The sequence below is a fragment of the Microbacterium sp. lyk4-40-TSB-66 genome, from assembly GCF_030209475.1.
Lineage (GTDB): Bacteria > Actinomycetota > Actinomycetes > Actinomycetales > Microbacteriaceae > Microbacterium.
This window is the reverse complement of record NZ_JARVRW010000001.1, coordinates 259,198-279,849: the sequence shown is the minus strand read 5'-3', so window position 1 is coordinate 279,849 and position 20,652 is coordinate 259,198. Positions and strand designations below refer to the sequence as shown.

The window sequence follows — 20,652 nt, the reverse complement described above, 5'->3', positions numbered from 1 at the left end:
GGACGCCGCGCCGTCGGCCGCCGGATCGTTCAGGCGCGCTGCGGACAGGCGCGCGACTCAGGCGCGACGCTTGAGCTTGCGGCGCTCGCGCTCGCTGAGGCCGCCCCAGATGCCGAAGCGCTCGTCGTTCTGCAGCGCGTACTCGAGGCACTCGCTCTTGACGTCGCACGAGGTGCAGATGCGCTTGGCGTCGCGGGTCGATCCGCCCTTCTCGGGGAAGAACGCCTCAGGGTCGGTCTGCGAGCAGAGCGCATCGGTCTGCCACGCGAGGGTGTTCTCCTCCGTGGCGTCGATGTCGCGGCGAACGCCGGGAACACCGAGGTCGACCGGGTCTACGAACCAGTTGTCCGGAACACCGGACCGGTACTGCGACGTCGCCATATCATCCTCCCCCTCGTTCGAGCCCCCATGACGCGGCTTGCGCGTAGGGATAATTACACCCGTGTCATTCGGATTGGTCAAGTCGCGGATGGTAAACCCTCAACGGCGACCTGAACCTTCAGGACGCGCTCCGGCGTGTCGCGGTCACGCCCCCGGCATGGCGACGAAGACCTCGCCCGCGCCGTCGCTCGTCAGCGGCGACTCGTCGGGGGTGACCAGAGCCGCCTCGCCGGCGGCGAGGGTGACCGTGGCCCCCGACGCCCCGGTGAGCGTCGCCGATCCCGCCACGCCGAGGGCGATCGATACACCGCGCAGGGCGAGACGCGCCTCCGCGCCCTTGACGAGGTGCCCCAGGGCGAAATCGGCGATGCCGGGGGCGAAGACCTCCGCGTCCCCGGCCGGCGTCGGACGCAGGAAGGGCGGTTCGGCCGGACGGAAGTCGACGAGCGCGAGCAGCTCGGCCACATCGATGTGCTTGGGCGTCAAACCGCCGCGGAGCACGTTGTCGCTCGCCGCCATGATCTCCACGCCCATCCCCGCGACGTAGGCGTGCAGAACGCCCGCGGGCACGAAGATCGCCTCGCCACGGCGCAGCTCGACGAGGTTCATCAGCAGCGCGACGACGATCCCGGGATCGGCGGGGTACGCCGCGTGCAGCGAACGGGTCAGCTCCAGCTCGGCGGCGAAGTCGTCGGATCCGGCGGATGCCGCGGCATCCACGATCTGCGCGATCTCGGCCGCGTCCGCCTCGCCGAGGAGCCAGGCGATGGTCGTACGCAGCGCCTCGACCGCGTCGGCCGCCGACAGGTGCGCGCGGAGCGTCGCGACGGCGGGCGCGTCGCCGAGGACCTCGACCAGGGCGCGGGTGCGCTCGAGGTCGCGCAGCCCCGCGAGCGCGGTGAAGGTGTCGCTGAGGGCGACGATGACCTCGGGCTTGTGGTTGTCGTCCTTGTAGTTGCGCGAACCCGCGTCGCGCGGGACCCCCGCCGCCTCTTCACGGGCGAAGCCCTCGACGGCCTGCTCCTTGGAGGGGTGCACCTGGATCGACAGGGGTGCCCCGGCGGCGAGGAGCTTCAGCAGGTACGGCAGTTTCGCCGGCACGTGCTGCTCCGCCGCGACGGCGGGCAGCCACGCGTCGAGCGCGCGGTCCGTGCCGTCGTGCACCACGGCCGGCGAGCCCGGGTGATCCCCGAACCAGACCTCGGCCTCCGGGGCGCCGCTGGGCTCGCGTCCCTCCAGGTCGGCGATGAGCGTCGGGCTGCCCCAGGCGTAGTCGCGGGGCGTGTTCGAGATCGCAACAAGCACGGGCGTCAGCATAGTGAGCAACGAACGCGGCCGGATGCCGACGGGTAGCCTGAACGCATCATGGCGATGTACACGAATCACCCCGTGTCGGCGCTGCCGACGGCGCCCCCGCGCGAGACCACGGGGCACCTGCTGCTGCGGGCGTGGTGCGTCTTCGTCATCCTGCTCGCCCTCGGCGGCGTCGGCCTCGTCAACGCCGCGGGTCCCGTCGTGGGAGCCGTGGTCGCGGGGGCCTCGGCCGTCGTCTCGCTCGTGATCTGGGTCGTGACCCGCCCGCCGATCGCCGTCCGACGCCTCCCCTGGCTGGCGTTCGCCTACCTGGCGTGGGCGGCGGCGTCGATCGCGTGGAGCGCCTGGACCGCGGCATCCGTCCTCACCTGGCTCCTGCTCCTGATCACCACGTTCCAGGGCCTGTTCGTGGGGGCGGTGCTCACCTGGCGCGACGTCGTGCGCGCCGTCGCATCGGCGGCGAAATGGGTCGTGGGACTCTCGCTGCTGTTCGAGGTGGCGGTGTCTCTGCTGGTGCGTGGACCCCTCCTCCCCGGTTTCGTCGTGCCGTCCGCGCGCGTGGACCCGACCCTGTGCTGGTCGCGCGACAACCTCTTCGACGGGGGGCGCATCCAGGGCCTCTTCGGCAATGCCGACCTGCTCGCCGCGGCCATGCTCGTGGCCGTCATCGTGTTCGGCGTGCGCCTCGCCGCGGGGGCTCCCCGCCGCGTGCTGCTGATGGTGTGGACCGCCCTCGCCGCCTTCCTCTTCGTACGCGCGGGCTCGGCGACCGCGGTCATCGCCGCCGCGTTCGTCGCACTCGTCCTCGGGACGGTGCTCGTCATGCGCACCGCGCGCCGCCCCGGCGAGCGCACCCGCTGGTACCTGCTCTACGCCGCGATCGGCGTGGGCTTCGGAACCGCGCTGTGGTTCGGACGCGAAGCGGTGTTCGGCGTGCTCGGACGAGGCGCCGACCTCCTCGGACGCGAGGGCATCTGGGCCGACGTGCGGGAGCGGGCGGGTCAGCGCCCGTTCGCCGGCTGGGGGTTCTCGACGCCGTGGATCCCCACGGAGCCGCTGATCGACGGCTGGATCGTCGACCACGACCAGACGGTCGTGCAGGCGCACAGCATGTGGCTCGACGCCTACCTGCAGCTCGGCGTCGTCGGCGTGATTCTGCTCGCCCTGGTCTTCCTGGCGTACGTCTGGCGCTCGTGGTTCTTCGCCGTCGACAGCCCCCGCTGGGATCTGCGCGACGATCGCCCGCACTCCCCCCTGACGCTTCTGCCCACTCTCGTCGGCGCCCTGCTGGTCGTGCAGGGACTGACCGATTCGGGCCCGCTCGCGCTCTGGGGCTGGATGTTCGTCATCCTGTTCGGTTCCAAGATCAAGCAGACCCCGTTCGTCGGCCACGGCCCCGGCGAGATCAGCGCCTCGGTCGAGGGCGGCGAGCGGCAGAGGTAGGCCCGATCGAGCAGAGCATCTCGATCGAGCGGTGGGCTGGTGAGGCCGTCGGCGTGAGCGGTGCGGCCGACGGCTGGGCGATCGTCGCGGGCCGTGCGGGTTCCGCGAAGGACGGACAGTTATGATCGACGGGCTATGACCGCGCACGCCGACGCCTCGTCCCCCTCGCGGGATACCGCCTTCGACCCGAAGACCGCGACGATCGTCGTCGTCACCTACAACCGCACGCCATTGCTGACGCGCCTGCTCGAGAGCATCGAGCGGATGTCTCCGGCGCCCGGGCACCTCGTCATCATCGACAACGCTTCGACTGACGACACCACCGACGTCGTCGAGTCGTTCCGCGACCGCCTTCCCACCGAGCTCGTCTACCGTCGCCTCGAGACCAACACCGGCGGCTCCGGTGGCTTCAGTGAGGGAATGCGCGTCGCCTACGATCTCGGCTCCGAGTGGATGTGGCTCATGGACGATGACGTCGAGGTCGTCTCCGACGGCCTCGCGCGCATGGGCAAGTGGGCCCCCCGTTTCCACAGCATCCAGGGGCGCCGCTACGACTTCGACGGCAGCGAGTTCTACTGGCAGTACCGCGTCGCAGAGTCGATGGCGATCCCCATCCCGTACGCGCCGGCGGACTTCGACGGTTCAGGATTCAAGCCCATGAACTCGGGCTGTTTCGAGGGCATGTTCATCCACCGCGACATCGTGGCGAAGATCGGTCTGCCCGACCCGCGCTTCTTCATCTACTGGGACGACCAGCTCTACGGCTGGCTCGCTTCACGCGAGACGCCGTCCGTCATCGTCGACGAGTTCGTCTTGCGCCGCACGCGCGAGATCAAACAGTGGGACATGGGCATCCGCCACATGAACGCCTCGAGCGACGCGTACCGCTACTACATCATGCGAAACCGCGCGTACCTGAAGAAGTACTACCGGGCGTTGGGCGTGTACCGCGTTCTCCCTTTCACCGTGGGAACAGTCCTGACGTTCGTCAAAGAGCTGATCCGCCTTGTCGTCGTGGAGCGGAAGGTCAGTGGCACCAGCCACCTCTTCCGCGGACTGCGTGACGGGCGGAAGATCTCACGCGATGCGTCCTGGAAGCCGATGCCCCCGCTGGAGCAGGTTCGACCGGCCGTATAGCCGATCGGTTTCACGCGATGGAAGCCGCCGACGGCTGCTTGTCTCGTGATCGCCGGGCAGGTCTGTGCTCGCCGTCCTCTGCGAGCGGCAAGCACAGACGCTCTCGTTAGGACCAAGCCGACGGGTCTGAGTACCCGCAGAACAGGTCGGGGAACACACGGGTCCCTTCCAGGGGCGTAGGCGAGCCCATGGCCACCCACTCCGGATAGGTCAGGCTGCGGGGGCCCATCCATCGGGCCACCGAATCGTCGTACCTGTAGGTCATCGCACCCAGGTAAGCCAGGCTCGGGTGATCTGGGCTCCGACGGAAGACGGAGTCGTTCGCGGTCCGGGTGACGGCGAGAGGTGTGGGCGAACCCAGGCTGGTCCACTGCTCGTAGGTGAGGCGTCCGCCCTTACCTGCGGCCGTGTCGCACATGTAGGCGATCCCTCCACTGCCATCCCAGGACAACCGCACGAATCCGCGCCCCTCCCGCACCGTGAACGCCGGGAATCCCGCGTCACGCCACTGCGGGTAGGTCAGCTTCAGCACGTCGCCGGCGGCGTCCTCGGCGATGAGTTCGTCGGAGGTACCCCACTTGTGCACCGAGATGTCGGGCCCCCACACGGCCGTCAAGACGGCCGGGAAACCGGCGTTGCGGTACTCGTCCCATGTGACGTCCTGCGTCAGCTCGACCCCGGCGCGCTCGAAGAAGGTGATCGCCGACACCGTCGGGAACGACAGCACCTTCTGGTAGACCGTAGCCGCGTCGTCGAAGGCGGGGAAGCCGAGCTGCGCCCACTCGTCGAACGTGAGGGGGCGGGCATCGTCATCCGTCACCTCGTAGATCGCGCCATCGTAGGCGGTGCGGACGTAGTCGGGAGCGGCGGGAGCGGCGTACGCCGCGGGCGCGGCCAACATGGCGGCTACGGCCACGCACGCGGCGGTGACGGAAATGCGGGTCTTCATAGATGTTCCCTGTCTCGGGTGGGTGGGGTCGCAGCTCTTCTCCCCGCGCGCGGACACGGGCCACCCGGGAGCACGGAGAGGCAATGGCGGCCCACCATCACCTGCACGACGAACCCGGCGCACAACTCACCGCCGTCAGGGCGGCGGCCTCGAGGGGACCTGCCTCGCATCTCCGCACCAAGGAGCGGAAGGTCGAGCTAAAGGAAACGTAGCGCACCCCGCGGGGCCGCCACGTCGAGATTCACCACCCCAGGAGGGGCATCATCCGTTGCTGCAGAACAGGCACCGTCGACAGTGCCCATGAGTTCGTCAGGTGGTGATCGTCGCGGTAGACCAGCCGTCCGCCCTGCGCGAAAGTGCACCAGTCATCCGGGCAGAGCAGATCGGTGAGATCCAACGGGCGTACGAGGGAGCCTTGGTTCGGCGCGCCGAAGAGCGGAGGGGTCTCATCGAGAACACTCGCGCGCGCCACTCCGCAGAGCTCGTTCGCGATCGACGCATCCGATATGCACCCGACGGGGTCCGCCGCCGTCCACGGGTTGTCGCGGATGGCGACGGTAGTGATACCGGCCGCGCTGAGACGCGCCCATGCCCTTTCGTACGCACCAGGGACGATCTCACGGCGTTCCGCGCCGGCGGGAGAGGGGCGGGTCCACGTCGTGAAGACCGCGTCAGGGGCGCGCGCGGTCAGAGTGTCGAGTGCGTTCGCCGCCCACGACAGGCACACCTCGTCGAAGTACTCGACGTCTTGCGGGCCGTCGGCCAGCTCGCAGCTCCACTTTATGAGGGAGTCGACGCGGAAGCCTTCCTCCTCCCCCAGCGCAGCGATCGCTTCAATCCACTGCTCGGTGTGAGAGCCACCGGCCACCGCGACGACCCTCGGGGCACCGAGGTCGCCGTACGAACACAGGACGACCTCATCCTCGACCGCGTTGCACCCATCGGTCACCGTCCGCGGTTTATCCTCCGACGCCAGGGCGACAGCGGGGATGATCCCGTCATCGGTGTTCCAGTGGAAGAGATCCGGGAACGCGGCAGCCGCAGCGCCCGGGTAGCGCGTGAGATCCTGCGCCAGGTTCCCCAGCTCGCTACGAGCGACGTCGACGCGTACGAGCCAGGCCGTGGGCAGGGCCACCACCAAGACCCCGGCCAAAACGACGACGGGCCGAAGGATCGGGCGGCGGGGTCCGCGACGCCGTCGGCGCAGGAAAGATTCCATCGCGGTGAAGCGCGCGCGAGCGCGCCCTGCCGCCGGCGCGCTTGACGCGGCGCCGGTGCCGACGCGCCGGATCGCGGGAGCGTCGAGAGGGAAAAGCGACTGCACGAGCTGGACCGTCACCCACGCCAATACGGCGCTGATCAGGAGAACCGCCGAACCGGCCAGCCAGCCGACCTCGGGGCGGTCACGGAGCCGGATGGCGAGGACGAGTATGGGCCAATGCCAAAGGTAGAACGCGTACGCGTACCGCCCGGCGACGACGAAGGGGTACCACGAGAGTATTCGGGCCGGACCCCCGTGTCCGCCCGGAAGGAGCACGACCAGGGCGGCACCGGCCAACGGGAGCAACGTGGCCGGGCCGGGAAAGAGGTCCGCACCGTCGACGAGGACCCCGGTCAGAAGGATCGCGACCAGACCCGCCCACGCCGCCAACGCGCTCGCTGTCGCCCGTCCCCTCCAGCGCGACCCGTCGTCCGCCGCGCGCATCCTTTGGTCCATCACGAGGGCGAGAACCGTGCCGAGCAGGAATTCCCACGCTCGAGCGAGCGTGTCGAAGTAGGCCCACGCCGGATCCGTCCACACCCCGACGCAGGCCCACGCGAAGGAGGCTCCGCAGGCTAGGACGAGCACGATCGATGTCGTTCGCGCGTCGAGTCTGCGCCCGCGTCGACGCTGCCCGATCATCCCGGCCATCGCCAATACCGCGATGCCCACGAAGAGTTGTCCCTGCACCGACATCGACCACAGGTGCTGGAACGGCGAGTCGACCACGGCGGCCCCCGCGTACTCCCGGCCGGTGACCGCGAGATACCAGTTCTCCACATAGAAGACAGAAGCCAGGGTCTGCCGTGCGCTCTCCGTCCACGCGCCGGGGGGCAGAACCGCCACCGTTAGCAGCATGCAGCCCGCGAGGACGGTCACGAGCATCGGCAGAAGCCGGCGGGCCGTGCGGACGACGAAGGTTCCCAGTTCGAAATCGCCTCGGAGGCACGCCCGGACGATCCCCCCACCGACGAAGAACCCCGATAGGAGAAGGAAGACGTCGACGCCTCCCGATACCCGCCCCACCCAGACGTGATACACCGCGACCAGCAGCACAGCTACGGCTCGGAGACCGTCCAGATCCTGTCGGCGAGCTCGCACGATCGGTGCGGAAGGGGAGGCGACGGTCGGGTTCATCTGTTCTCCTGCGAGCCGTGATCGACACGGCTAGGGCGCGCAGCGGCCCTTCTGGACGGGCGGGGGCACCTCAGGTGGGGGGCGCGCCACGAGCGGGGAGATGCTTCGCGACGAGTCCGGTCACGCTATCACGAGCCCCCGCCTTACCCCGTGGGATCGGGAAGCGGACCGCACTGATCAATGCGGTAGAGAACCGTGTCCGCGGAGCTTTCCACGGGAGTGAACAGGCCCGCCTCCACTGCGGCGTGCACTCCACCGAAAAGGTTGCCGGCTGGGTCCCCCCCGGCGACCGCGTGCGGACTGTAGAGCACGAAGCGGACCCGGAGACGATCTAGGGCGAAGCACACCGCGGGGTCGTCAAGGAGCGCCGGCAGGTTCTGAGCGACGAGGCTCCGATCTGCGTCCCAGACGCCGTTCACATGAGGGAAGACCGGCTCCCGATCACCGTAGAGCCGGGACCATGCCGACCCATCCCACGGATCTCCCAGCACCCTCTGATCCGCGGGGACGGTGTCCGGGAGCCTTCTCATGAGGTCGATCTGGGCGGACGAGACGACCTCGGTCGTCGCGTTCGCTACCGGCATGCGGAAGACCTCCCGCACGGCGGAGGTCACGCCACCTGTGGCGAGCACCACGCACGAGACGGTCGCGACGGCCGCACTGGCGGCCGCCGACACGCGGGACGGCCGGCGTATGGTTCTCAGGCGCGCCGTCACGCGGTCGACGAGCCCGAGAATACCCAGAGTCGCCAGGGGCACGCCGAGCACGGGGATGAGAGAAGACAGACGGTACCGGTCTTTGTACCAGATGCCCGTCAGGAGCTTCGCTACCACCTCGTCGGAGCCGGCAGCCAGCGCGAACAGGACGAGAACCGCCGCGTACGACACGACGATCCAACGAACACGTGGCATGCCGGCCGCGAAGACGACACCCAGGACGACGAGGGCGGCTAGCGCGAGGGAAGGCGCGGTCACCTGCAACCCCACCCCGGTCGGCCACGCCTGCAGCAAGACGGAAATGACCCCGTCGCCGATGGACTGGGTCGCCTCGGCCTGTGGGCCGCTCAGACGATCCTCGAGGGGCCGGTCGAAGATGCCGAGGACACGCGCCGCGACGAACAAGGCGGCGGCGGCAGCGACGACGAACGTGACACCCGTGCCGAGGACGAACCGCATCGCGCGGCGCCGCCGCGCCCCGCCCGCACCCCATTCGGTGCGAACGAGGCGCAGCACGGCGAACAAGACCAGGGGCACCAGCATGAGCGCCCACGACGCAAGGACGCGAGGCTGGGCGATCGCGAGCGCGAACACGCACCCTGCGATCGCGATCGAGCCGAGCAACGTCACGCGCCAGCGCCGCATCGCGACCTCACGACGCGCGCGTCGCGCGACCACGATGGGCACCGCAATCGCGGTCGGCAGCAACGCCGTCGCGAGGAATGTCGGGTAGAGCGACCCCCACGTCAGAAGGCCGTAGGGCATGGCCGCGAACGAGATCGACAGGGGGAGCGCAACAATGGCGACGATGCCGGGTCGCGTCGGCGGCAGGAGCACGCGGGTCAGCCAGGTAACACCCGGCATCCAGAGACCGACCGCGATCGCGATCCACGCGGCGTTCGCGGCGACGGGGACAGCCGCCCCCGTGACCATCGTGATCGACGCGACGAGGGTGTGCCACCCGGCCGGGTAATACGCCCAGGTGCTAGCGGGCTGGATGACGGTGCGCAGGGCAAGGGACGACGGATCTCCCCCGGCCAGGATCTCCGCCACCGCCGACAGATGGAAGACGTTGTCGTACGTCTGCGACACGCGCGCCGGATCGGGGACCGCGGCGAATGTCACGGCGACGAGGGCCACCGCCGAAACCGCCCAGACGCCGGCGATCCACCATCCTCGCTCCCCTCCGTCGCGTACGCGCCTCTCGCGCGGGGCGCAAAAGTGCGCGCCGGTCGCGCCGGCGACGGCCACCGCGAGTGGATGCCAGGGCGCCCAAGCCACACCCAACAGACCGTCTATGACACCCGCGACGCCGAGAGCAAGGATCGAGGCGAGGCCGGAGACCGCGACGCGCGCGAGCAGATCGAGCCGCAGCGGGTAAGTCACCACAAAGCCCGGCACGATGAGGACGACGACGGCGGTGATCGCGACCACCACGGCGGTCATCCAGTCTCCGAACATCGGCGCAAGCCTAGACGGCCATCTCACCGGGGCGTGCAGCGGCGTCCCGGCAAGGCCGATCTAGACTGAAGCACCATGTCTGCACCTGCCTCCGTCGCGCCCGTCTCCGCCGCGTCGACGCCGACACCCGTGCTCCCGTCGGGTGCGCGGAAAGAGGCGTTGACCCTCCTCGCGGTCGCGGCCTTCACGGCCGTCGTTGCACTGTTCCCCGTACTCTTCAACCGGCAGTTCTACTTCTTCGCCGACACCCCAGACGGCGCATACGGGCAGTGGTACGAGCTGGGCCAGCAGGTCGCCGGCGGAACCTGGCCCCTGATGAACCCCGCCGCCTGGATGGCGGGAAACTACGTGGCCGAGGGGCAATGGGGTCTCTGGAACCCGGTCATCCTGGGCGTCGGCCTGTTCGTCGCCGCCGCATCCAACGCCGTCGTCGCCTCCACGGTCATCAAGATCTTCTTCCTGGTCATCGGGTCGATGGGCGTTTACTGCATGACCCGAGCCCACGGCGCACGACGTTCTTGGTCGCTCGTGGCGGGTATCGCCGCGCCGTTCGCGGGCTTCACCTTCTTCATGGATGCCACCAGCTGGGTGACGAACATGATCACCTGGGCGTTCTTCGCCTGGGCCGTCGCCGCCCTTCGGGTCTGGATCAGGCGGGGCGGTGCATGGCTCCTCGCCGCCTACATCGCGGTATACATGCTGATCACAGTCGGATACGTGCAAGGCACGGTCATGCTGGTGTTCTACTTCATGGCCCTGCTGATCATGGCGGCCGTCCGCCGCGACTCCACCGCGGCAATGCGTACGGTCCTCGCCGGTGTCCCCGCGGCGCTCATCGCCCTCACGGTCTACCTCCCGGGAGTGCTCACCGCTTCGGTGACGGCGCGTTCATCGTCAATCGGGAACGACGGCTTCCTCGTCGTCACGCTCACCGGCCTCGGCACCTCATCCGTCCCCTCCGGGCAGACCGACCTCACCGGGTGGTGGGGACGTTATACCGACGTCCCGCTGCTCTACATCTTCTGGCTGCTGCCCCTCCTCGCCGTCGTCCCGTGGCACCGAGTCCGTGATGCGTGGGTCGAATGGGGCGCATTGTTGATCTTCGGCGCGATGGCGACCGCTCTGGCCGTGGGCCCTTCTGCGCTGGGGCCGCTCCGTTTCCCCGCCCGCACCATGCCCTGGGTCGCGCTCATCGTCATCTGCCTCGCGTGCCTCCTGCTCTCGCGCGCCGAGGGCAAGTGGGTGTTGACCCGCGGTCGTCTGGTCGCTGTGGCAGCACTCTGGGCTGCGCCCTTCTGGCTCGCCTTCAGCCAGGTCCCCCTCGGGTGGCGCCGTCACCTCATTTTCGCCGCCCTCACCGGTGCCGCCCTTATCGCTGTCATCCTGCTCCGTCGAGCCCGGCCCGCGGCGCGGAGGCGGACAGCTGCGATCGTGGCGGCGACGGGCGCCGTCGTGGTTGCTCTGCAGTCCGTGATGTTCGCCGATGCCCTCGTGTCACGTGCGCCCTACGAAGACGAAGCATCGGCCTACACGGAAGGGATGCCCACCGGTTACGGCGAAGGGATGGTGGTGGGCTCGCCGCTCGGCATGTCGGAGGCGGTGTTCGACGAGGTCGAGTTCGCCAACATGTGGTACCTCACCGATCGCGTGAACGTGCTCAATCTGTACACGCCCGTCGAGTTCCAGGCCATGGCACAGGATCTTTGCCTGTCCTACGACGGACGGACGTGCCCCGAGGCTGTCGACAAGCTTTTCGACACGGATGCCGAGACCGGCGCTCCCGTCGCGGACCTGATGTCGCTTGACTCGGTGCAGATCCTCGAAGACGACCAACGCTCCGTCGCCGACCTCGCGTCTATGGCTCCACCCGCGGGCTGGTCGCGAACCTTCGTGGGCCGCCATAGCGTGGTGTGGACTCGTGACGAAGCTACGGCGGACGTCGGCTCGGTGACGTGGTCGAGCGAGGGAACGAGCGTCGAGGTACTCGAGGACTCCCCTCTCGAAACGACTTTCCGCGTCACCTCCGTCCCGTCCGACGGAGGGAGCGTCGCGCTGAGCCGCCTCGCCTGGCCCGGTTACACGGTCAACGGCGGTAAATTGGGCGACCCTCTCCGCGGGTACCTGACGAGGGTCGAGATCTCGCCGGACGAGGCGGGCTCGATCGTCTCGGTCAGTTATGCCCCGCCGGCGTGGCCGCTGATCGTGTCATCCATCATCGCAAGTGCGGTCTTCGTTGCCGCAGTCATCGCATTCGGCGCGGTTCGGCGACGCCGCTCGACGCGCTGACGCTGGCGGCTACGCTCGCGCTGTCGGTCGGGGAGCGCCTCGCTGACGCGATTCGACGCACGCCGGCCACGACATCGTGATCGTTCCACTGGTCGACGACGACGCGTCGCAGACGAAGGCGGCAGCCGCGGACGATGCCGCGACTGCCGCCGGTCTCGCGACGTCAGCGTGAGGTGTCTGAGAAGACCCGGTCCCACGCAGCGGGGCTGGTGATGTTCTCGAGGCCGTCGCGGTAGCGTGCCGACAGACGCGGGAAACGCCGCCAGAGGTTGATGTGCAGCAGGACGCTCTTCGCAAGGGTCCGGCGCATGAGCGCCCGATCGCGCTGGTACCAGGCGACACCGATGCCGTCCGGCGACGTGACCAGAGCCGAGTCGATATCGGAGAACCGCCACCACGAGATGTCAGGTGCGGGGATGATCCGCTCGGGGTGCTGTCGGCTGTGAGCCGTCTCTCGTACCAACAGCTGACGTATGGCCACTCGTGCGGCCAGGGCGAGCGCTGCGACCGGGTTGGTAGGACGACGCACCGTGCCGCGCGCGCCCGGGGCCCGTCGGACGACAGGCAGATCGGACAGGTCCTCGACGACGCGGGCGTCACTGTAGTCGCCGCGCATCGCCCGGATCTCGGCCTGGCGTCGCGGGAGCAGTTCGGGGAGCACCTCGGGCCCGCGCAGGAGGTCGGCGAGGGCCTCATGCCGCAGACGCACCGTGGAGTACTGCAGCATGAACAGCAACTTGACGTCGCCGAGGAAGGACAACAGCGGCAGACCCGCACCGCGCTTGCCGCCCGGGTGGAGCATGCCGGTGATCCACCGGTTTCGGTGGATGAAGTACTCCTCCCAGGTGCGGGACGGGTCCTTGTCATGCCAGGCCATGTGCCACACCGCCACGCCGGGCAGGCACACCGTGGGGTATCCCTGGTCGCCGGCACGCAACGAGAATTCGATGTCGTCGAACTTGAGGAAGACCGGCAGCGCGAGGCCGATTCTGTCCAGCACCTCGGTCGGGATGAGGCACATCCACCAACCGTTGAAGTCGGCCGTCAGACGGCGGTGCAACTCGGGCGTCGCGCGGAGGGTGTCTTCCGCGAAGTCGTGGTCGTACTCGCTCTCGCCCGACGGGCGCATCCAGCTTCGGCCGTAGTCCCACACCTCGCCCTGCGTGTACAGCACAGCGCGCTCGTCGAGGTGCAGCATGCCTCCGCCGACGATCGTGGGCTTCAGGCAGAAATCGGCGAATCGAACGCTGCGGAGGATCGCTTCGGGCTCTGAGATCGCGTCATCATCGAGGAGCAGGACGTACCGGCTCCGCTCGCCACGGAGAGTCTCGAGCATGGCCCGGCCGAATCCGCCGGAACCACCGAGATTAGCCTGGCGGATGACGCGCAGGCGGTCGCCCAGCACTTCTGCGGCGGCCGGGTACCCTGCCTGATCCTGGACGAGGTCGGTGCCCTGGTCGACCAACAGCAGCGTGTCGAGGACGTCGTTGATCCCCTCGTCCTCACCGACGGCGATCAGCTGGTCCAGGGCATACGTCGGACGGTTGAAGGTCGTGATGCCCACTGTCACCGTGCCGTGCACCTTGCGGGTGTCGGGGACCCGCCATTCCGCACTCTCGAGCGTGGCCGCGGTATCGGCGCAGGCCACGTCGAACCAATAGAACCCTCCGTCGATGAACGAAGTGAGAGGGAGGTCGATCTCAACCGTCTCGTCGCTGAACGACTGAGATGCAACCGCCGACGAACGGCCACGTGCGCTCGACTTGTAGACCGACAGGAGGCCTCGGCCCGACAAGCGGACTACGAGGCGCACGGCACGCACGTCAGTGAAACGCTGCCAGTAGCTGGCAGGAAAGGCGTTGAAGAACGTACCCATCGACACACGGCGGTGGGGGAAGACCTTGATCGATCGGCGATCATTGATCTCATAACTCTCACCGGGCTGCGAGCCGCTTCCGTCACCCGTGTCGACGTAGAGCGACGACACCTCGGCGACACCGCGGACCGGGAAGACCGTGTGATTGACGGTCGCGTAGGACTCGGGGCGAACTGTCTGGTTCATCGGTCGCTTTCTGCGCTCAGGCGAGGGTGTTGTTCCACATGGACAGCGCGGAGCCGATCGCCATGTGCATGTCGAGGTACTGGTACGTACCGAGTCGGCCACCGAAGTGCACGCCCTGCTCACCCTGGGTCAATTCGCGGTAGGCGAGCAGCCCGGCGCGATCGTCGGCGGTGTTGACCGGGTAGTACGGCTCATCGGCGCGGGTGGCGAAACGGGAGTATTCACGCACCACCACGGTCTTATCGGTCGGGTAGCGATCCGCCCGCTCGGGGTGGAAGTGCTTGAACTCGTGGATACGGGTGTACGGCACGTCGGCGTCGGCGTAATTCATCACGCTGGTGCCCTGGAAGTCGCCGATCGGCAGCACCTCCTGCTCGAAGTCGAGCGTGCGCCACGAGAGCTCGCCTTCGGCGTAGTCGAAGTAGCGGTCGACCGGCCCTGTGTACACCACAGGTACCTGCCCGACCGTGGCCTTCTTGTTCAGCGGCTGGGACGCGTCGAAATAATCCGTCGAGAGCTTCACCTCGATGTTGGGGTGATCCGCCATCCGCTCTAGCCACGCGGTGTATCCGTCGACCGGCAGACCCTCCCACGTGTCATTGAAGTAACGGTTGTCATAGGTGTAGCGCACGGGGAGGCGCGAGATGACCTCCGCGGGGAGCTGCTTGGGGTCGGTCTGCCACTGTTTCGCGGTGTAGTCGCGGATGAACGCCTCGTACAGCGGCCGACCGATGAGGGCAATGCCCTTCTCTTCGAGGTTCTGCGCGGTCTTCGCGTCGAATTCGCCCGCCAGCTCCTGGACGAGGGCCTTCGCCTGATCCGGGGTGTAGGCCGCTTGGAAGAACTGATTGATCGTGCCGAGATTGATCGGGAGCGGGAAGACCACGTTCTTGTGGTTCGTGTACACGCGGTGCACATAGTTCGTGAACTGCGTGAACCTGTTGACGTACTCCCACACTGTCGGGTTCGAGGTGTGGAAGAGATGCGCACCGTACTGGTGCACCTCGATGCCCGTCTCGGGCTCGTTCGCCGAATATGCATTACCGCCGATGTGGTGGCGACGATCAATGACCGTCACCTTCCGCCCTGCCTCAGCCGCCCGCTCTGCGATGGTGAGGCCGAAGAAACCCGAGCCGACGACGAGGAGATCCATACTCTGCAACTTCTTCCGTTAGCGATGCGCGTTCTGGACGCGTGGGGCCGGGGAGGCCTCCGACGCGCTCACGGGAGTCTACCTGCGCGGGCGAGCGCGCCCGTACCCGCGCCGCGGGCTCGCGGACACGTCAAGGTAAGCTGTTGGCCGCCCGGGGCGAGTTGTCGAGAATCGCTCAGGGGGGAAGCGATAGCCTCGATGTCGGCCGACGGCCCGCTCCGCGAGACCTCCGCGTCCGCGCCGATGGATGCCCCTGCGAGGAGGCGTTCCGACACCGACCGAAAGGCCCGCGCACGATGAGTACCGACTCGACACTGCGATCATCGAGAGTCGCCTATTCGTCGGCCCCATCGGAAAGAGAGGGCGTGAGTCGTGGCTGAGCGCGAAAACGTCGGAGGCATGTCCGGACCCGACGGGCCCCTGCTTCGCCTCGTCAAGGATCGTCGTGTGGCGTTCCTGATCGTCGGCGTCATAAATACCGTGGTCGGCTTCGCGTGGTTCGCACTGTTCGAACTCAGCATCGGCCGGGTCTGGGGGTACATGGCGACTCTGCTGTTCGCGCATGTGGCTTCCGTCCTGTGCGCCTTCGTGCTGTATCGCCGATTCGTCTTCCGCGTCCGCGGCCACGTGTGGATCGATCTCGCGCGCTTCGAGAGCATCTATCTCGTGTCGCTCGGCATCAACGCTCTCCTGCTCCCCCTTTTGGTGGAGCTGGCGGGCCTGCAGCCCATCGTCGCCCAAGCGCTCATCGTGTTCGTGACGACCATCGTCAGTTACGTCGGCCACAGCCGATTCTCGTTCCGAAGGAAGAAGGTCTCGTGACGGCACCCCGACTCAGCGTCGTGATCCCGGCATACAACAACGGCAGGACGATCGCGGAGACGATGCGCTCCGTGCTGGCCGACAGGTCCGTCGACCTCGAGCTTGTCGTTGCGGACCACGCTTCCACCGACGACACGCTCGAGCAGATCCGGCGGTTCGAAGACGACGAGCGCGTGACCATCCTCGAGACACCTGCCGGCGGTGGCGCACCCCGCAACTGGAACCGCGTCACCGAGAGCGCCCGCGGCGAACTCCTCAAACTGGTATGCGGCGACGACATCGTCATGCCGGGCACCCTGGAACGGCAGATGCGCATCCTCGAGGATCCGGGCGTCGCCTTGACCGCGTGCCGCCGCGACATCGTGGATGCCAAGGGCGGTGTCCTCTTCTCGGGCTGGGGGCTTCGCGGGCTGCGTCGGCGCATGACGGGCGCCCGCGCCGTGCGCGCGGCAGTGCGCGCCGGTTCGAACCTGTTCGGAGAGCCGGCGTCCGTCATGATGCGTCGCGACGAGCTGGCGTCCGCGGGTGGATGGCGCGGTGACTTCCCATACCTGATCGATCAGGCAACCTACTGCGAGGTGCTCATGCGCGGCGACTTCGTTCCCGACCTCAACACAGGCGCCACCTTCCGCATGAGCGCGTCGCAGTGGAGCGTGGCGCTGGTGCGCGATCAGGCTTCCCAGGCGAAGGACTTCCACCGCGCGGTCCACCGTGAGCATCCGCACGCCGTGTCGAGCGTCGATGTCGTGGTGGGCAACCTCCGTGCGACGCTCATGGCTCGAGCCCGGCAAATCTCCTACTGGATCCTGAAGCGGAGAATGCGATGAACGCTCCCGAAACCGGACCTCACGTCCACGGCGTCACGATCGTCATCCCCGTCTACCAGGCAGAGCGGACACTCCGCGGAGTCCTGTCGGAGATAATCCCGCTCGTCGAGGGCTTCCGCACACCGCGGGGCCGCTCGGCGCGCGTGACCGAGGTCATCACGGCCTACGATCACGGCCCCGATCGGTCCGATGTGGTCATCCGCGAGTTGGCCGCCGAGCACTCATGGGTTCGTCCGGTCTGGTTGAGCAGAAACTTCGGTCAGCATGCCGCGACCCTCGCCGGGATCGCATCCTCGGGCGGCGAATGGGTCGTCACTCTCGATGAGGACGGTCAGCACGACCCCGCCTTCATCGGGAATCTCCTCGACACCGCATTAGACGATCGGGCGGACGTGGTCTACGCCGATCCGACGAACCGGCCCCCGCACGGCGCTGTGAGGAACGCCGCGTCGAAAGCCTCCAAGCGCATCCTCGAGACCGTCTTCGGTGGTGGCCGGGCATCCCACTTCAACAGCTATCGGCTCATTCTCGGCGAAGTCGCGCGAAGCGTCGCCGCCTATGCGGGGACCGGGGTTTACCTCGACGTCGCCCTTGGATGGGTCGCCGCTCGGATCGTCACCTCGCCCGTTCAGTTACGCGAGGAGGGTGACCGACGTTCGGGCTACTCCTACCGCCGTCTCATGGCCCACTTCTGGCGGATGATCCTCACGTCGGGTACTCGCGGTCTGCGGCTCGTCACGGCCGCGGGTGCGTTGTTCTTCGTGGGCGGCATCCTCTTTGCGGTCTATCTCGTCGTCATGCGCTTCGCGTCAGGGGACATCCCCGAAGGCTGGACCTCTCAGATGGTGCTCACGGCCTTGGGGACGGGCCTCATTCTCGTCTCGCTCGGTATCGTCGCCGAGTACCTCGGAGTCGCCGTCAATATGGCCATGGGACGACCTCCGTACCTGATCGTGCGCGATCCGGCGTCCGGACCACTCGGGCACGCCAACGATGGAAAATGACAACGCCTGGGTGATTGGCAGAGGCCTTCTCGGGCGTGCAGTCGAACGTGAACGGGGTCTCCCGGGTGTCGTCCGTCCGGTCAGGTGGGGCGACATCGACGAGGCGCTGGCAGACCTCCGCGAGCACGCGGCGACGTTCGCGTCGTCCGATGGTCCGATGGAGATCTACTGGTGCGCCGGCCGTGGCGTCACGTCGACGCCGAAGGTAGACCTCGACCTCGAGGTCGAGCTCTTTCGTCGTGCGCTCGACTCATTCGTCGAAGTTTTCACCGGACGCGACGTAAGATTCTTCCTTGCCTCCTCCGTCGGGGGCGCGTTCGCGTTGTCGCCGAACCCCCCGTTCACCGAGCGGTCGCCGGTGGCCCCGGGGTCGAACTACGGCTTCGCCAAACTGGAGATGGAGCAACTCCTCACCGCCTCGGCGTCGCGCGCGGGCTGGCGCGCCTTCGTCGGTCGCATAACCAATCTTTATGGCCCCGGACAGGACATGGCGAAAGGCCAAGGGCTCATCTCCGTCATCACCGACAGCTACGTCTCGGGCCGTCCCGTCTCCCTTTACGTCTCGCTCGACACCCTCCGCGACTACATCTATGAGGATGATTGCGGTCGCGTCGTCGTAGCAGGAATGCGGCGTCTCGCCGAGGAGCCATCCGGCGTCACCGTCACCAAGATCATCGGCGCAATGACAGCGGTATCGATCGGAGCGTTGCTCGGAGAGGCCACGCGGTTGCGACGGCAGCGTTCGCGCATCACCCTCGGCCAAGACCGGTCGGGCGGACAAGCCTCCGACCTGCGCGTACGGTCCGAGGTATGGCCCGAGCTCGACCGTCTCGTCTCCACCACGCTCCCTGAGGGGCTCGACAAGCTCTTCCGCGCACGCCTTCTCGCCCGGGGAGGCGGTACCGCGTGACAACCTCCTCCCGCCGTCGCCTCGTCGGGGTGATCGGACTGGTGTTCTCCGCGCTCGTCTACGCCGGCACGCTGTTCTGGGCGCTGCTCACCGCGGCTCCCGGGCCCCTCCGTGCCATCCGCAAGTTCGCGTGGCACGATCAGCTGGGCTACCTCAGCATGGTCAGCAACGTCTCCGACGGCGACCTCGGCAATCATGAGCCGGTCACCGAGACCGGCGTCAATCACTACCCCCGGGCTTACTACACCGCGGTCGGCCTGGTCGCTCGCATCCTCGGACTCGAGCCCATCACCGCGTGGAATCTCGTCTCGCTCACCCTGCAGCTCGCAGCCGTCGTCGCACTCGCGCTGTGTCTCATTCGGGTCTCACGGCGAAGCTGGGCGGGGTTCTTCGCGCCCCTGCCGTTCTTCACCGGTGTCCTCGCCTTCACCGCCCCGGACGGCGAGGGCTGGTACCGACCCTTGTCCTCTCACGCCGTGCTGTGGGGCCCGTACGGCGTCATGTTCTCCAACAATGCGGAGACGGCCGGGCTGTGCCTCATCATCGTGGCGCTGAGCGCACTGGCCGCGGTGTGGCTCCGCCCCACACGGCCGACCGCGCGCGCTGTCGTCTCCGCCGGTGCGATGGCCGTTCTGGGCGTCCTGTCGAGCTTTCAGACCTACAGTTTCCTCACTGGCGCATACGTCGTCGCCTTCACCGTCGCGGCGATGTTCCTGGTACGTCCGGGGCGACGCTGGTGGGTCGCGAGCACCGTGCTCGCGGTCCCCGTCCTCTTCGTCATCGGACCCGTCGTCGCTACGTCCGCCGGTCAGCTTCCGACTCTCGTCCTCGGCATGCTCCCCGCCGTCCCCGGCCTCATACGAGGAGTGCTCATCACCCGAGGGCGACTCGCTGCCTGTGCGGCCGTCTTCGCGGTGGCGGCGGCGCCGCAGATCCTGTGGACGCTCTCCGGCATCCGAGAGGGCGACCCATTCCTGACCTACCGCGTCGCCTCCAATGTCGACCTGGGCGTTGCCCGACCGGACGCCCTTTTCGCTGCCACCGTCGTCGCCCTTCCCCTGTTCGTCGTTCTGGCTATCGCGATCCACCGACGCGTCGCCGCCTCTGTCGCGCTGACTGCAGCAGCGGCGACGGTATGGGTGGTGCTCAGCCTGAACGACCTCTGGGGGGCGAATGCCGAGCCCTACCGCTTTTGGATCGACTGTTTCCTCTTCTGCGGAGTTCTGACCCTCGTCGCGGGCGCGAACCTCGTGGGTTCGCGAGGTCCAGATGCCGGAACGCGGCGGCGGCTCAGCGCGACGAAGGCACTCGCTGCCGTCTGCGCGCTCGTCTACGTCGTAGGACTCTCCGACCTCGTGCACTTCACCCGCGATACCGAAATGCTGCAGACGTGGAACCCGGATTCCCCGAACGCGGCAGCTGCAGCCGATCTGGCACGATCCACGGAGTCGGTGGACGACCGCCTGCTCATGGTCGACCACTGCCTTGACGACCGCACGATCAAGGCCACCTCGGGTGCAGCCATGGTCTTCTACTACCTCGGCATGGCGTGGCCAGAGAATCGCGATGCCGTGCAGGAGGTCATGGACGCGCGGTTCAATAAGCAGAAGATCACGCCCGAGATGGCCGAAGCCGCCGACGTCGGCTGGCTGCTGCTCGACAGTCGTTGCACCGTCCACGCGGGCGTGATCGGGGAGCCCGGCGAGCTGGTCGCAGAGCGAGAGTATGCCCCCGGGCAGACGCTCCAGCTGCGGCGACTGCCGTGAGGGCGGTAACGGGGCCGCTCTCC

At 67.8% G+C, this 20,652-nt stretch carries 15 protein-coding genes; 8 read left to right on the top strand and 7 right to left on the bottom strand.

The annotated features are described in order from the left end of the window. Nucleotides 1–57 precede the first annotated feature (57 nt). Together QRO03_RS01240 and manA are read right to left on the bottom strand one after the other, a co-directional pair. Nucleotides 58–381 (bottom strand): WhiB family transcriptional regulator, encoded by a 324-nt coding sequence (locus tag QRO03_RS01240; protein WP_058232110.1) that lies wholly within the window; start codon nucleotides 379–381, stop codon nucleotides 58–60. 144 nt (nucleotides 382–525) lie between these two features. After that, nucleotides 526–1,686 carry a mannose-6-phosphate isomerase, class I gene (gene manA / locus QRO03_RS01235; RefSeq protein WP_285135706.1) on the bottom strand — a complete coding sequence of 387 codons (1,161 nt, stop codon included), beginning with the start codon at nucleotides 1,684–1,686 and terminating at the stop codon, nucleotides 526–528. Between the two features lie 60 nt (nucleotides 1,687–1,746). Here manA and QRO03_RS01230 point away from each other — a divergent pair, with 60 nt between their 5' ends. Both QRO03_RS01230 and QRO03_RS01225 read left to right on the top strand, forming a co-directional pair. Continuing rightward, a complete protein-coding gene (locus QRO03_RS01230; protein WP_285135705.1) occupies nucleotides 1,747–3,138 on the top strand; it encodes an O-antigen ligase family protein in 1,392 nt (463 codons plus the stop codon). A gap of 135 nt (nucleotides 3,139–3,273) precedes the next feature. Continuing rightward, on the top strand, nucleotides 3,274–4,275 hold the full coding sequence (locus tag QRO03_RS01225) for a glycosyltransferase (protein ID WP_285135704.1): 1,002 nt from the start codon (nucleotides 3,274–3,276) through the stop codon (nucleotides 4,273–4,275). Nucleotides 4,276–4,381: 106 nt separating this feature from the next. Here the strand turns inward: QRO03_RS01225 and QRO03_RS01220 are convergent, their stop codons facing one another. The 3 genes from QRO03_RS01220 to QRO03_RS01210 all read right to left on the bottom strand — a co-directional run bounded on the left by QRO03_RS01220 (nucleotide 4,382) and on the right by QRO03_RS01210 (nucleotide 9,799). Continuing rightward, entirely contained in the window at nucleotides 4,382–5,224 is an 843-nt protein-coding gene (locus QRO03_RS01220) for a hypothetical protein (protein ID WP_285135703.1), read from the bottom strand. 241 nt (nucleotides 5,225–5,465) lie between these two features. Next, nucleotides 5,466–7,622: an acyltransferase family protein gene (locus QRO03_RS01215; RefSeq protein WP_285135702.1), complete on the bottom strand. Its 2,157-nt coding sequence runs from the start codon at nucleotides 7,620–7,622 to the stop codon at nucleotides 5,466–5,468. A 143-nt stretch (nucleotides 7,623–7,765) separates the two neighbouring features. Then, a complete protein-coding gene (locus tag QRO03_RS01210) occupies nucleotides 7,766–9,799 on the bottom strand; it encodes a DUF6541 family protein (protein ID WP_285135701.1) in 2,034 nt (677 codons plus the stop codon). A gap of 75 nt (nucleotides 9,800–9,874) precedes the next feature. Here QRO03_RS01210 and QRO03_RS01205 point away from each other — a divergent pair, with 75 nt between their 5' ends. Continuing rightward, complete coding sequence (locus tag QRO03_RS01205; RefSeq protein ID WP_285135700.1) at nucleotides 9,875–12,085, top strand: hypothetical protein; 2,211 nt, start codon at nucleotides 9,875–9,877, stop codon at nucleotides 12,083–12,085. A 163-nt stretch (nucleotides 12,086–12,248) separates the two neighbouring features. Here QRO03_RS01205 and QRO03_RS01200 read toward each other — a convergent pair whose 3' ends face one another. Both QRO03_RS01200 and glf read right to left on the bottom strand, forming a co-directional pair. Further along, the gene (locus QRO03_RS01200) at nucleotides 12,249–14,147 is read right to left on the bottom strand and encodes a glycosyltransferase (protein ID WP_285135699.1); all 1,899 of its coding nucleotides are present in this window, start codon (nucleotides 14,145–14,147) and stop codon (nucleotides 12,249–12,251) included. Between the two features lie 16 nt (nucleotides 14,148–14,163). Beyond that, nucleotides 14,164–15,300 (bottom strand): UDP-galactopyranose mutase, encoded by a 1,137-nt coding sequence (gene glf / locus QRO03_RS01195; protein WP_285135698.1) that lies wholly within the window; start codon nucleotides 15,298–15,300, stop codon nucleotides 14,164–14,166. Nucleotides 15,301–15,699: 399 nt separating this feature from the next. Between glf and QRO03_RS01190 the strand changes: the two genes are divergently transcribed. From QRO03_RS01190 to QRO03_RS01170, 5 genes are read left to right on the top strand one after another with little or no spacing between them, the layout of a single operon-like run. Continuing rightward, nucleotides 15,700–16,122, top strand: coding sequence for a GtrA family protein (locus QRO03_RS01190; RefSeq protein ID WP_285135697.1), 423 nt, complete (start codon nucleotides 15,700–15,702; stop codon nucleotides 16,120–16,122). Then, on the top strand, nucleotides 16,119–16,949 hold the full coding sequence (locus QRO03_RS01185; protein WP_285135696.1) for a glycosyltransferase family 2 protein: 831 nt from the start codon (nucleotides 16,119–16,121) through the stop codon (nucleotides 16,947–16,949). Before QRO03_RS01190 ends, QRO03_RS01185 begins: the two co-directional genes overlap by 4 nt. After that, nucleotides 16,946–17,953: a glycosyltransferase gene (locus QRO03_RS01180; protein WP_285135695.1), complete on the top strand. Its 1,008-nt coding sequence runs from the start codon at nucleotides 16,946–16,948 to the stop codon at nucleotides 17,951–17,953. The genes QRO03_RS01185 and QRO03_RS01180 overlap by 4 nt, the downstream gene beginning before the upstream one ends. Continuing rightward, the gene (locus tag QRO03_RS01175; RefSeq protein WP_350224111.1) at nucleotides 17,943–18,863 is read left to right on the top strand and encodes an NAD-dependent epimerase/dehydratase family protein; all 921 of its coding nucleotides are present in this window, start codon (nucleotides 17,943–17,945) and stop codon (nucleotides 18,861–18,863) included. The genes QRO03_RS01180 and QRO03_RS01175 overlap by 11 nt, the downstream gene beginning before the upstream one ends. Further along, entirely contained in the window at nucleotides 18,860–20,629 is a 1,770-nt protein-coding gene (locus QRO03_RS01170) for a hypothetical protein (protein ID WP_285135693.1), read from the top strand. Before QRO03_RS01175 ends, QRO03_RS01170 begins: the two co-directional genes overlap by 4 nt. Nucleotides 20,630–20,652 lie beyond the last annotated feature (23 nt).